This window comes from Enterobacter sp. 6722112, assembly GCF_058661685.1.
Window position 1 is genome coordinate 4454338 of sequence record NZ_JBZWGR010000007.1, and the last position, 13581, is coordinate 4467918.

Below are 13581 nucleotides of genomic sequence, written 5' to 3' on the forward strand. Positions count from 1 at the left end.
GCATGGTGAAAAATAAATTAGTGTTGCCGGTGATGATGGCTTGCGCATCCGGCACGCTGCCCGCGCTTGCGCATGCAGCCTCAAGCTCCGTGGTTATCGCTAATTACCGTTTTCCCGACTCGCTTTATGCACTGCTGGAGCAGGGGATCAAAATTCCCGTCTATCTGGTGAATACGCGTCCACACTCAGCACAACAAGGGAACCACGAAGGCACGGCGAGCGAATATGTTCGTATCGGTGACGTGACGCTCTTTGCAAAAGATCTGAAGCTGGGGCTGAGGGATGTTCAGGTCCAGGAGTCTGATAACGGCATTCGTCTGTCAAAAGAGATGCGGGCGTTACTGCAAAGCATTAACGATAAGCAGTTTGATGACCAGATGCGTATTCCTGTTAGCGCGGGTTCGGCGTTCGAACTGGATCAGAAAAAAATGCGCCTGTTGCTGAATCTGTCGCAGAGCGACTACGGGGTGAATATTCGCCCGCGTGAGGTGGACATTGATGCGCCGGAGTCTGACGACCTGAGCGGCACGTTCTCCTACAACCTCGGAGCGTATCACACCGAGAGCGGCTACGGTGACAGCTGGTCGTCGGGCTATCTGAACGCGAGAAACTGGATCTCAATGGGCGTCGATCATGTGCTGATCGACGGCTCTGGCTACGTCAACGAGAACAGCAGCGATACCCAGATGAACGCGGTTATGTGGGAGCGCGACTATCAGGGGATGCGCTACGCCGCGGGCATGCTGAACGGCTGGGCGATGCAGTCTCTGGCGAGCGTCAGCGGGATTTCAGGCGGGGAAGTCTACGGCGTTTCCATGGGCAACCAGGCCAACTCCCGCAAGCGCGACAACACGCTCTCTCTGACGCCGGTGGTGGTCTATTTCCCCACGGCGGGCGAGGCCCGTATTCGCCGTGACGGGCAGCTTATCGGCATTCAGCGCTTTGACGTCGGCAACCATGAAATTGACACCAGCAGCCTGCCCTACGGGATCTACAGCGTCGAAGTTGAAGTGGTGAGCGGAAGCCGCACCGTGTCGCGCAGCATGTACACCGTAAATAAACCGTTCTCCAGCAACGTGTCGGAAACGCTGCGCTGGCAGATGTGGGGCGGGATGTATAGCCGCGATAAATCCGTCGTCAATTATAAAAAATACGCGAAACGCAAAAACGAGCAGGATAACACCTACTACTACGATTACGACACCAAACATAAAGACACCATGTCGCTGGTGGGAGCCTCGTTCAGCAAGCGCAGCGGGATGGTCGACTGGAACGCCTCTACCTACATGATGCGGGAACACATCGTCAGCGAGCTGTGGGCCTCCCTGAACCTGACGGGCTATTTCTCGGTGAATACCCAGACCATGGCCGCCTCCGACGGAACGTATCGCGCCAACTATGGGGCGAATCTCAGCCTGCCGTGGCAGATCGGCTCGGTGTGGTACTCCCATGAACAGCTCTCCAGCGGCAAGTTCCTGGATATCTATGAGAGCAAGGGCAACACCTGGGGCGCTTCCTTTAGCCTGCCGTCATTCGGCCTGCCCTCGGCAGGCAACCTGAGCCTGATGCGTCAGGAAGACGACCTCTATCGCTATAAACGCTATCAGCTGGACTACTCCCAGGGGTTATACGCCGGTCGCTACGGTACGGCGCGCCTGCGGGTGGGGATGTCGCGCAACAAATACGACGGGTATTACGAAGAGAAAGATCGTTACGTAATGCTCGATTTCGCCATACCGCTCGGCAATACCGTGTCGGTTGGCGTTTCCCACAATCGCGATACCGGCACGGCGTTGAACGTCAGCGCCAGCCGCCAGTTTGAGGGCGATTACCTGAAATCGGCTACCGCCAACGTCTCGAAAGCCTTTAACAGCCGCCAGGATCGCAGCGTAAGCGGCGGCGGCAGCGTGAACTTCGACACGCCGTGGAACAGCAACATCCTCAGCGTCCAGAGCGGCATGAGTAAAGGCTGGAACTCCACGCTGACCAGTGACGGCAGCGTGGGCTGGTCCAAAGAGGCCATCGCCGCCGGGAAAGGCACCGAAAGCGCAGGGGTGATTGTCAGTACCGGTCTCAAATCTGATGAAGCGCTGACCCTGAAGCTTAACGGCCGGGCAGAACGCATCAAAGGGGATAAAACCTGGCTGTCGCTGCCGGCATACCAGGCTTATGACCTGGAAGTGATGAACAGTGAAACCGGTACGGAAAGCTATGAGATTGGCGCGAATGCGCGTCGCCATATCACGGTTTATCCGGGCAATACCGTGGTGATGAAGCCGCAGGTGAAGAAAATCGTCACCCTGTTTGGTCGTCTTGTGGATGCAAACGGGGCCCCGGTTGGCGCCATGCAGATCAAAAACCATGTCGGGCTGACCCGGACGGAAAACGACGGACGCTTCGTGATCGACGTTGATAAGAACAACCCTGTCCTGAGTATCGCCACGCCGGACGACAGCGTCTGCGAAGTGCGCCTGGACATCGAGTCTAACCGCGGTGCGCTGTGGCTCGGGGACATCTCCTGCGACAAAGGCGATTTTGTCTGGCAGGAAGCAAAAGGAACGCAGGAACGTGACGATGAAAAAGATATTCGCTCTTAATTTACTGCTGATGAGCGCGGCGGCCCAGGCGCAGGAGCTGCCCTATTTCGCCATTAATAACCCGGACAATAACGGGACGGGAAACAGCGCGGGGCTGTTTAGTCTGAACAGCACGTCGACCGCGTTTTTACACGGTTCGCGCGAGTGGCCGACCCTGAGTGCGAAAACGAATAACGGTATCGCCACTTACATCCCGGACAACAGCTACAGCGGTCCGGCAGGCAGCGCGCTGACCATCGACTTTTCGGTGACCGGTTCCAGCGCCTCTCCGTTCTTCAAAGGGACGGCGTGTTCCTCGTCCTGCGGCAACACGGGGTACACCCCGACGACCAGCTATACCGACACGTCGATGGTGGTTAAGCCGCCGGTGATGGAGCCCGGCACGTCATACGGGCGCTGGGTACTGGGCGATCCGTTCTTTAACTATCTGCTCAACGCCGCGCCAGGGGATGAAGTGACCATCACCTCCACGCCGCAAATCAGCTCCATCAACAAAGTGACCACCACCAATACGCTTCACAAGGTGGGCACGCTGACCATGACCAACGCCAGGGCGCTTAACCTGGGGATTGACCCGATCAGCGGTGAGGTGACGATTGTCGATGGATCAACGGGGGCCACCTGCACCAAATACACCCGCAACACGGTCTCTGGCGTCCTGTGCGACCTGCTCGAATACACGTTTGTTGGGGAGGATATCTCCGGTTACAACGGGGGGCTGGCGCTCACCTCTTCCCGCGTCAACAGCGTGCTGCAATCGCACATGAGCGGCGGCACCGGGCTTGCCGCCGAGCTGACCTTCGATGAAAACACCTGGTACAGTATCTCCGGCGGTATCCTGAGCGATACGCGTGTCCTGGCGAACACCTTCCTTGCAGCGCCGCAGAAAAACGGCGGCAAAGCGTCCCTTAAAATCTTTTTGCCGAAAGCGTTAATTCTGAGCGTGGCGCAGGCGGGGGACGGCAGCAACATTGGCAATATCGTCAGCCTGTGTCTGACGCCCGGCAACAGCTCGCTGGCGGCGGATTTCTGCTTCCAGCCGGGGGGCGGCCTGGTGATTAACCCTATCGAGCCCGGGCTGGAGATTGTGCCAGACAACCCGGATTACACCCTCGATCCTGACGGTCTGGGCGGCTCCGGGAAAGGCATTATCGGCGAAGCGCCCATTGAGATCCCCTACACCATCACCTACAGCGGGGCGCAAAAAGATGCGGCGATTGCGGTCACGGTAAAAGTCACCGGGCCTACCCAAAGCCTGAATGGGGTGGACTACTGCGCCTTTAGCGGCAACGGTTTCACGGTTCCCATTCCGGGCAACGTGCTGGTGGGGAAAAGCCAGACGCTGATGGCGCACAACTGTAAAGGCGAAGTACTGTCGATCCCGGCGCCGGCCACCCATGCGGAAGAGTGGGACAAAATGAGTTCCGGCGTGACCGATATGTGGCTCTGGAAAACACCGCTGATCCTCCAGTTCGTTATGGATAATCCGGTATCGAAAACCACCTATGACGGAAATAGCTGGTTTGGCGAAGTGACCGCGCAGGGAAGAATAGATGTTAGCGCATCCTGGAATTAATCAACCATGACTGGAAAATTCCTGGCTATTTTTGCAATAAATTGCTTCATTTCCACAGGGGCAAATGCTTTAATTATCGAAAGTCTGAGTATTGATTTTCTTCCCGAAAGAGAAGTTGTTTTTCAGCCGATAAAAAACGATACCAGCGAGCGTCAGAATTATACCGTTTCGCTTATTCAGGTAGACGTTCCTAAAGAGAAGGGAAAAGAAACCGAAATAAAAGACGGCGAAGTCATGTATTCGCCTAAGCAATTAACGCTGGGGAGCGGTGAACGCGCGGGTTTTAAATTTTATTATACCGGCCCGCATGACAACAAAGAGCGATACTATCGCGTAAAATTCACCGAGACGCCGCTCCAGGCAAAGGTTATCACGCGCAAAGGCCAGCGCATCCAGTCGGATGTGGTGGTCTCGCTTGAGGCTATTTTGATTGTCCGTCCATGGACACGACATTTTGATTATGCGTTTAGCAACGGGGTGGTGAGTAATACCGGGAATACCTATTTTAAATATGTTTCCTCGGAAGGGTGCAGTACGCAATACAACAATTCAAAATATATTCCGCCGGGGCAACGGCTGGAAATAGATAATGCCCGGCAGGCTGCAAGGCGGATGATTATTTATGGCAATAAAATCATTCCGCTTACCACCTGCCCGTAGCAACCGCTTTCCTTCATAAAAGGAAATTAGCCTTTAGCATCATGCTAAAGATCCATCACTACAGGAGATAAAAATGAAAGCGATTTCATTCGTAGAAGCGAAAGACATTATCGGTGGCGCGTTAAACCCGTTCGCTGGTCTGGTTAAAGGTGCACAGCTGGGTTACGACACCGGCGCAAGCATCATGGGCATGGTTGGCGGTGTGGTTGGCGGAATTCTGGGTGGCGCAATGGGCTTCCTGGGTGCGCTGGTTGGTAGCTACAACTAATTCACGTTAACAGGAAAAGACTCATGCAAGTTATCGATTTCAAAAAAGCACAGGCCATCATCGGTGGTTGGGATCCGTTTGCTGCCGCTATTCAGGGCGCAAGCGCGGGCTATAACGCGGGCAGCCAGATGTTAGGCGCGCTGGGCGGCACCATCGGCGGCGTGTTCGGCCTGGTGGGCGGCTTCATCGGCGGTTTCTTCAGCGCCTAAGCGAGAAGCACGTTGTACGCATGGCCCGCATTGCCGGGCCATTTTTTTATTTCAGCCACGGATCATTATGTTTTCGCTCTTTCAGTATAAAAAACAGGGTAAGACCCCTGTTATTCGCCAGCATGAATTTACCGAATGTGGACTGGCCTGCCTGGCGATGGTGTTGGGGCACTACGACCACCATGTCTCCGTCAGCCAGCTGCGCCGGGAGATTTCCGTTTCCGCCGATGCGGGAACCTCAATGGCGGAATTGATGACCCTTGCCAGCGATAAAAATATGTCTGGCCGGGTGCTTAAAGGCGAAATCACTGAAATAGAAACGTCTGAGCTGCCGCTCATCGCCTTCTGGCGCGGCAACCATTTCGTGGTCATCGTGAAGATCGACAGCCGCAGCGTGACCGTTCACGACCCCGCCAGCGGCGTGCGTCGTTACCGTCTGAAAGAGGCGGAAAAACTCTTTTCCGGCTATGTTCTTGAGCTTAAGCCCACGCCGTGCTTCGAAAAGAAATCCCCGGATGAAAAGCTCACGCTTGGCCGGTTAGCCAATAAATCCCCGAGCCTGTTTCAGCGCCAGCTGCTGCTGTTTGTGCTCTGTATTTTTACCCTCATCACCATGCTGGCAAGCCCCACCTACGTGCAGCTGATTATGGATGAGGCCATTTCCCGCAGCGACAGCGATCTGGTGATCCTGCTCACCGCGATCTTCGCTATCGTCTTTATCTTTGAAGTCATCGGTAAATTCCTCAAGCAGTTGCTTGAGATCCTGATGAGTAACATTGCCTATGACGATTTAAGCCAGTCCGTGCGCCACTACATGCTGCGCACCCAGACCAGCTGGTTCCGCTCGCGCCCGCCGGGCATCGTGCTGGCCATTGAAAAATCGCTCCACGCCTGCGCGGAGTTCATCAGCAATGGTTACGTGCAAATTCTCTTTTCCAGCCTGATCGCCGTCACCAGCCTGCTGTTTATGCTGCTGTATAACGTCAAAATTGCGCTGCTGACGATGCTGCTGATGGGCGTGTTTTTCCTGATCCGCTTTTCGCTGATCGGCCCCTATCAACGCGCGGTGGATGACTCCATCGAGCGCACCGCCCAGTATGAATCCCTGCTGGTGGAGACGCAGAAAGGGATCATTACGCTCAAAGCGAACAATATGGAGCAGGCCCGGGATGCGGTGATGGATAAATCCCAGCGCGAACACATCGCCGGGCTGATGCGTAAAGAGCGGCTGCTGGCCCGCTTTGACGTGGCTTCGCTGCTGGTGATCAATGCCGAGCAGCTGCTGGTGGTCTGCTTTGGCGCGTGGCTGATCCTGGAAGGGCAGATGAGCATCGGGATGCTTTACGCCAATATCAGCTATAAGCGCTATTTTTCCGATGCCATGGTGCAGGTGGCGCAGAAGCTGCTGGACAAAAATGCCCTCAAGGGGCCGCTGGATCGCGTGGGCGACCTGCTGTTTGCCCCCTCTGAAACCAGCCAGTTTGGGAAGCGGATTGTCACCTCGCCGGTCTGTCTGCAATTTGAGGATGTCTCATTTGCCTATCCTGGCCGGGAGGCCACGCTACAGCATATCAATATGACCCTGAAGCAGGGCGAAGAAGCGGTGATTGTGGGCCAGAGCGGGTCGGGGAAAACCACGCTGCTGCGTCTGATCTCCGGCATGCTGCTGGCATCGTCTGGCACGCTGCGGATCAATAAGATCCCCATTGAGGAGTGCGATCTTTCCTCGCTGCGTCAGCACATCCGCATCGTCCATGCGGACGATATTCTCTTCACCGGCTCGATTCTGGACAACATCGCCTGCTTTGACAGCGCACCGGATAAAGAGCAGGTCATTGCCGCGTGTCGGCTGGCGGAGGTGGACCACGTCGTCGCCAGGCTGCCGCACGGCTACGAAACGGAGATGCTGCCGGGGAACACCTTTTTCTCTGCCGGGGAGATGCAGCGTCTGGTTCTGGCGCGCGCCCTGTACAGCCAGCCTAAGCTTCTGCTCTGTGACGAAGTGACGGCGAACCTGGATAAAACGACCGCGCAGAAAGTGCTGGCGAACCTGCGTAGCCTGGGGATTGGCCTGGTGTTTGTCACCCACTCGCCGGACGTGGTGGGCTGTCAGGGGTGTCTCTATACCATGGAAAACGGCACCCTGCGGGAGAATGAGCAATGATGTTTCTGCCGCGTCTCTATGCGCGACTCTGCGCGCGCCAGGCCGGGCGCACGCTGCTGGCAAACCGGATCACGCAAAACTACAGCCAGTTTATGCGCTGCCCGGAGGCCGATGTCCCGGCTGATTTTCTGCATCAGAACGCCCATGAGCTGAGCGGGTTTAACTTCGTGGAGCAGATCTTCCCGCCCGCGCTTTGGGCGCGCAACGTCCGCTTCGATCTGCACGCGTACGTGGCGCAGTGGACGCAGGAGCAGGCGTTTTACAGTTCATCTCGCACCCTGCTTCTGGGAATGCGCTGGGCGGGCTTTGGTCTGATCGTGGATGCGCTGCTCGCCACCGCGCCAGCCGATGTGCGCTTTCAGTTTATTACCCGTCACCCTGCGCTGCATAAGCTGATGGCCGCGCACGAAGGCCGACGCGCCAGCTCGTTTTTCGCCCCTCACCGCCTGGTGACGGTGCTGCTGATGGACGAACGCCTGCCGGATGCGCCGCTGTTCTCCACCCAGGCAGGGGATCAAAAGGCGTGGTTAACGGATGTCTCAACGCGGTTTTTATCGCGCTATGGCTACAGCGTCCGAACGCTGCTGCCGATCTGTTCGCTGCATGCGGTGGAGTTTGGGCTGGAGAGTCAGGCGTATGCGCCAGAGGATTACCGTCAGGCCGCCGCCGACACGCTGAACGCGCTGCGCAAAACCCCCACGCTCTGGAGTGCATGGGACGATCTTTCAGTGATTTATCATGGATGACATATCGTGAAATTAAAAAACCGAAGCCGACAGCGGCGGGCGCTGATCCCGCATCATTTCTCAAAAAGCTATCACATCAACGCGCCACGGCTGAAAGCCGTGCTGACCTTGTTCATCACCTTTTTTCTCTGCCTGCTGGTCTTTGCGATTGTCTTTAACTTTTCGGAAACCACGCTGGCACGCGGGGTGCTGATCCCGGCGCAGGGCGATGTGGAAGTCCGCGCCAGAGAGTCCGGTACGCTTGTGGATTTTGCCGTACGGCCGGGCCAGTACGTGAAGGAAAACGATCCGCTGTTCACCGTGTCGCAGGACTATGGCGGCAAGCAGGGCTCGGTGGTGCAGTTTGACCGCCAGCAGATGGAAGCGGAGAAGAAGCGCAGCGAGCAGCGCATCCAGGCCATTGAGGACTCGATTGCGTCGTATCGCAAAAATCTGGCGCAGCAGCTGGCTCTCACTGACAAGCAGATCGCCGTTTCCCGCGATAAGGTGAAGAAGCTGCGCGCGTTGTTAAAAAACAGCACCGACACCTACGAGGCGTGGAAATCCGTCTCCGGGAAGGGCTATGTCTCCAAAGTGGATCTCGATAAAAGCCACAACGATGTGCTCAATGCGCAGCTCAACCTGACGCTGGAGGAGAGCACTATTCTTGAGCTTGAGGCACGAAAAACCAGCCTGACCGACAGCACCCAGTCGCAAATTGACTCTCTGAGCGAAGAGCAGCTGTATGTGAAAAACCGCATCAGCGAAATTGACCGCAACCTGTCCAGCCGGGGAAGTTCCACCATGGCGATGCTGGCCCCTTCCGACGGTTACGTGGTGGCGATTAACTTCCCGCCTGGCCGGGCCATTACGCAAAATAGCGAGGTGGTGGTGGTGATCCGTAAAAATACCGCGGCGACGATGGAGGGGTACCTGTATGTTCCGGCAACGGGGGTGGGGCGCGTGGCGAAAGGCGATAAGGTCAAGCTGCGCTTCGACTCCTGGCCCGTAGACAAATACGGTTCCGTGGAAGCGACGTTGTCCGATTTCTATGAGGTAAACATTGATGCCCATTCGGCGCTGATCCCGCTCCAGGAGGGGCAGAACTACTACCTGGCTAAAGTGCGCGTCCCCTCCTGGTTTACCGACCCGGACAAGAAAAAGCGCATGCTGATGGGCGGAATGACGGTGAACGCCGATATCGTTATCGATCGTAAGCCGCTTATCAATCTGCTGATTGCGCCGCTGGAAAGGGTACGCAAGCGGTTTATCGATTGACCCGATTTCATCGATCATCGCCCTTTAGCCCACATTCTTAACGGCACCCTGGGGCTATTCTCCTTCTCATACCAACCGGAGGATAGCCCATGAACATTACGCAAATTCGCAATGCCACCCAGCTGATCACTTACGCGGGAAAACGCTTTTTAATCGACCCAATGCTGGCGCCAAAAGGCACTTATCCGGGTTTTCCCGGCACGGCGCGGGCTGATATTCGCAACCCGATGGTCGAGCTTCCCGTTGACGTTCAAACGCTTCTGGATGCTGACGCGGTGATCGTCACCCATACCCATGCCGATCACTGGGATCAGCACGCCGTTGAGCTGATCGCCAAAGGCAAGCCGATCTACGTGCAAAATGATAGCGATGCCGCGCTGCTGCGCAGCCAGGGATTTACCAACCTGACGATCATGACCGGGGAAACAACGTACGGCGATATCCGGATAGTGAAAACCCACGGCGGCCAGCACGGTACTGACCGCGCCTACGCGGTGCCGGAACTGGCAGAACGGCTAGGCGAAGCCTGCGGCGTGGTCTTCAGCCACCCGGATGAGAAGACGCTCTATATCGCCGGGGATACGATCTGGCGTGAAGAGGTGGCCGCCGACCTGCAAAAACACCAGCCGGATGTGGTGGTGCTTAATGCCGGTTATGCGCATGTGATTGGCTTCGGGCCAATTATCATGGGCGAGCAAGATGTGCTGAACGTCCACTTCCAGCTGCCACAGGCGCAGCTTGTCGCGACCCATATGGAAGCTCTCAACCACTGCCTGCTGACCCGCCGCGCGCTGCGCGAGTATGTTGATGCCAACGAGGCAGGTGACGCGGTGAGCATTCCCCAGGACGGCGAAACCGTTATATTCTGACTGTTAAAGGGGACAGGAGAGACAGATGCCGCTTATTAACGTTGCCATTGTCGCGGTGGACGGGTTTAGCCCGTTCCACTACTCCGTCCCATGCATCCTGTTTGGCGACACGGTATCCGGGGAAAAGCGCTTTAACGTCACGATCTGCGCTGAAAAACCGGGATTCCTGAACTCGAAAGACGGTTTTGCCCTGCATGCGACGCAGGATTTTTCCGCGATCGCATCGGCTGAAATTGTGGTTGTACCCTACTGGCAGCACGTTCTGGAGCGCCCGCCTCAGACGCTGCTCGACAGCCTGGTTCAGGCCAGAGACAACGGGGCGGAAATTGTTGGGCTGTGTCTGGGATCGTTTGTGCTGGGCTATGCGGGCATACTCAGCGGCAAACGGGCCGCCACTCACTGGGAGTTTGAACGCCAGTTCCAGTCGCTATTTCCGGACGTCCGACTGGATATCAACGCCCTCTACGTGGATGACGGCAATATGATTACCTCGGCGGGTACCGCCGCCGCGCTCGACTGCTGTTTGTACATCATCCGCCAGCGCTTTGGCAGCGTCGTCGCCAATCAGATTGCCCGCCGGATGATCGTCCCGCCGCACCGAGAGGGCGGGCAGGCGCAGTTTATTGCGCAACCTGTGCCGAAAGATACCCGTGATGGGCGGATTAACTGTCTGATTGACTACCTTCAGCAGCATATTTCCGAACCGCATAACCTGGACTCTCTTGCGGAAGTGGTGTCGATGAGCCGGCGCACGCTGACCCGCCATTTTATCAAAGCGACGGGCATGAGCGTTGCCGACTGGCTTACCGCCGAGCGCCTGCGGCGCAGCCAGATCCTGCTGGAGTCCGGCAACCTGCCAATCGAAAATGTCGCCGGGCAGGTGGGGTTTTTATCAGCGGTGACGTATCGGCAGCAATTTAAGGCGCGCTTTGGCGTCAGCCCGGCGGAGTGGCGCAAGACGTTTCGTACTCGCCAGTAGGCCAGGTAAGCGTAGCGCCACCTGGCAATTACCCCAGCCTCTCCATCCTCGTCTCCCCCTCCGCCATCGACAGCTGATACAGCGAAAACGATCGGTGCTTCTCAATCAACTGCGCCAGCTCCGGCGAGTGGCTGGTGAGCCAGATCTGCGAGTAGCGGCTGGCCTCGGCAATGAGGCTTGCCAGAGCGGGCAGCATCTGCGGATGCAGGCTGTTTTCCGGTTCGTTGAGGGCGATGAATGCGGGAGGGCGCGGGCTTAACAGCGCCACCGCCAGGCACAAAAAACGCAGCGTGCCGTCGGAGAACTCTGCCGGTTCCAGCGGTCTGCTCAGCCCCTCGCGCTGCATCATCATGCGGAAGCGCCCGCCGGTGTTGTCGCTGTAAAACACGCAGCCGGGGAAGGCCTGGTCGAGAATGCGCATCAGCAGCAGCTCGTCGCCAATTTCGACAATGGTCTGAAACGCGGCGGCCAGGTTCGCGCCGTCGCTGGCCAGCACCGGGGAACGAAAGCCCACCTGCGGGGCACGGATCGCCGAGCCGGATGAGACGGAAAACTCGTGATAAAATCGCCAGTTACGCAGGGACTCGCGCATCTGCGACACTTCGGGGTAGAGGTGCGGTTCACCGAGCTGACCGAACACCGACTCGTTCTCATACAGCGTACCGCTGTGGGTCACTTTTTCGTGATGCACGTTGTTCAGGAATACCGCCTGATTCTTACGCTTCATCAGCTGTGACGACGGGCGACGGTGCTGTCCGCCGAGCCAGATAGATTCCTCTTTGATCACCGGATCGAGCTGAAACTGTGAGGGGTAGGGCAGCTTTTCCACGAACCCGACCTGAAGCTCATATTCATAGGTTTCCGTTTCCACCGCCAGGTTCATGCGTCGTAGCTGGTCGCTGCGGGTTTTGCCCGCCCAGAACACTTTCAAAATTCCCCCCTCGTTCGCCAGCGCCTGGGAGAATTGCCCCTGCGCCGCGCTGTGCATCAGGTAAATCGCTTTATAAATATTGGATTTTCCGGTGCCGTTGGGGCCGAACACGATATTGAGCTGTTCCAGCTCAAGCGACATATCGCGAATTGAGCGGTAGTTCTGAATATGCAAATTTTTGATCATCGGGGTACTCCGCTGCGCACGCTTAACCTGTACAGAATTACAGTATTCTACGCTGAGCGCAAAAAAAAGACGACAGTGAGGGTGTCGTCTAAACGGGGTACTGCTTTGGGCCTCTGTGGGTCAACAGGGCCTTCGCTTCTTTCTTATCAGGTAACGGCCAGACGCAGACCCAAATCATCAGGATAGGGATCAAAGTAGTTTTGCGTCATCAGATACCGGTCAGGGTATTCAGCCAGATAATGCTTCAGCAGCGTCAGCGGCGCGAGGATCGGCAGCAGCCCGTCCCGGTAATGCAGGATCACATCCCGCAGTTCTCCACGCTGGCGGCTGTTCAGCTGGTTACGGAAATAGCCCTGAATGTGCATCAGCACGTTAGTGTGATTCTTCCGCGAAGCGGGTTTTTTCAGGATCGTCATCAGCTTGTCGCGATAGGTCACGAAAAACGCGTCCAGATCGTCCCACTCGTGCAGTGATGCCACGAACGGACCAATTTCACGGTAGCCTGCCTGATGGTGCGCCAGAAGCTGAAGCTTATAGCGGCTGTGAAAGTCCAGCAGGGCACGGCGCGTCAGGCCATTTTTACGCATTACGTTCAGTTCGTGGAGAGCGAAAACGCGCTCAACAAAGTTTTCCCGTAGTACCGGATCGTGCAGGCGACCGTCTTCTTCGACGGGCAGCCAGGGGAAAGTTTCAAGGAGGGCGGCGGTGAACAGCCCGACACCCTCCTTGCGGCCCCGGTTGCCGTTTTCGTCGTACAGCCGCACGCGCTCCATGCCGCAGCTGGGCGATTTTGCACAGACGATAAAACCCGCCAGATCGCCGATTTTCGGCAGATAATCCGCCGTAAATGCGGCCATCTTCTGCGTGACGTCATCGTGCGGCGCTTTGCTGAACCGCATTTCTGTCTCGCCGCCGGTGGTCATCACCAGACGCAGCGCCGGACGAGGCGTGGGCAGGCCGATAGCCATTTCAGGGCATACCGGACGGAAAGCGACCCACTGCGCCAGCTCATCCATCACAAAGCCCATACGCTTATGCCCGCCGTCAAAGCGAACGGCGGAACCGGTCAAACATCCGCTAATACCCAGCACAGGTTTTGTTGTCATGGTGTGCACCTCCCGATCTCATACCTAAAAGTT

At 56.8% G+C, this 13581-nt stretch carries 12 protein-coding genes; 10 read left to right on the forward strand and 2 right to left on the reverse strand.

What is annotated here, in order from left to right; genetic code table 11:
* The first annotated feature begins 2 nt into the window (after positions 1 to 2).
* From AC4OVU_RS22770 to AC4OVU_RS22815, 10 genes are all read left to right on the forward strand, one after another.
* Positions 3 to 2597 carry a CS1-pili formation C-terminal domain-containing protein gene (locus AC4OVU_RS22770; RefSeq protein WP_040117024.1) on the forward strand — a complete coding sequence of 865 codons (2595 nt, stop codon included), beginning with the start codon at positions 3 to 5 and terminating at the stop codon, positions 2595 to 2597.
* A complete protein-coding gene (locus AC4OVU_RS22775) occupies positions 2575 to 4173 on the forward strand; it encodes a fimbrial adhesin EcpD family protein (RefSeq protein WP_023302845.1) in 1599 nt (532 codons plus the stop codon). The genes AC4OVU_RS22770 and AC4OVU_RS22775 overlap by 23 nt, the downstream gene beginning before the upstream one ends.
* A 6-nt stretch (positions 4174 to 4179) precedes the next feature.
* Positions 4180 to 4833: an EcpB family pilus assembly chaperone gene (locus AC4OVU_RS22780; protein WP_110292775.1), complete on the forward strand. Its 654-nt coding sequence runs from the start codon at positions 4180 to 4182 to the stop codon at positions 4831 to 4833.
* A gap of 73 nt (positions 4834 to 4906) precedes the next feature.
* On the forward strand, positions 4907 to 5101 hold the full coding sequence (locus AC4OVU_RS22785) for a hypothetical protein (protein WP_013094846.1): 195 nt from the start codon (positions 4907 to 4909) through the stop codon (positions 5099 to 5101).
* Positions 5102 to 5124: 23 nt separating this feature from the next.
* Positions 5125 to 5310, forward strand: coding sequence for a hypothetical protein (locus AC4OVU_RS22790; protein WP_001196016.1), 186 nt, complete (start codon positions 5125 to 5127; stop codon positions 5308 to 5310).
* 67 nt (positions 5311 to 5377) lie between these two features.
* On the forward strand, positions 5378 to 7474 hold the full coding sequence (locus AC4OVU_RS22795; RefSeq protein ID WP_491928791.1) for a peptidase domain-containing ABC transporter: 2097 nt from the start codon (positions 5378 to 5380) through the stop codon (positions 7472 to 7474).
* The gene (locus tag AC4OVU_RS22800; protein ID WP_110292773.1) at positions 7471 to 8220 is read left to right on the forward strand and encodes a hypothetical protein; all 750 of its coding nucleotides are present in this window, start codon (positions 7471 to 7473) and stop codon (positions 8218 to 8220) included. The genes AC4OVU_RS22795 and AC4OVU_RS22800 overlap by 4 nt, the downstream gene beginning before the upstream one ends.
* 6 nt (positions 8221 to 8226) lie before the next feature.
* Positions 8227 to 9477 (forward strand): HlyD family secretion protein, encoded by a 1251-nt coding sequence (locus AC4OVU_RS22805; protein ID WP_017693988.1) that lies wholly within the window; start codon positions 8227 to 8229, stop codon positions 9475 to 9477.
* An 89-nt stretch (positions 9478 to 9566) separates the two neighbouring features.
* Positions 9567 to 10346 carry an MBL fold metallo-hydrolase gene (locus AC4OVU_RS22810; protein ID WP_110292772.1) on the forward strand — a complete coding sequence of 260 codons (780 nt, stop codon included), beginning with the start codon at positions 9567 to 9569 and terminating at the stop codon, positions 10344 to 10346.
* 25 nt (positions 10347 to 10371) lie between these two features.
* Entirely contained in the window at positions 10372 to 11325 is a 954-nt protein-coding gene (locus AC4OVU_RS22815; RefSeq protein WP_017383650.1) for a GlxA family transcriptional regulator, read from the forward strand.
* A 28-nt stretch (positions 11326 to 11353) separates the two neighbouring features.
* On the opposite strand, the gene AC4OVU_RS22820 is transcribed toward AC4OVU_RS22815, so the two are convergent.
* Together AC4OVU_RS22820 and AC4OVU_RS22825 are read right to left on the reverse strand one after the other, a co-directional pair.
* Positions 11354 to 12442 carry an AAA family ATPase gene (locus tag AC4OVU_RS22820; RefSeq protein ID WP_033487005.1) on the reverse strand — a complete coding sequence of 363 codons (1089 nt, stop codon included), beginning with the start codon at positions 12440 to 12442 and terminating at the stop codon, positions 11354 to 11356.
* 146 nt (positions 12443 to 12588) lie between these two features.
* Positions 12589 to 13548: a YbgA family protein gene (locus AC4OVU_RS22825; protein WP_015570076.1), complete on the reverse strand. Its 960-nt coding sequence runs from the start codon at positions 13546 to 13548 to the stop codon at positions 12589 to 12591.
* Between the last annotated feature and the right edge of the window lie 33 nt (positions 13549 to 13581).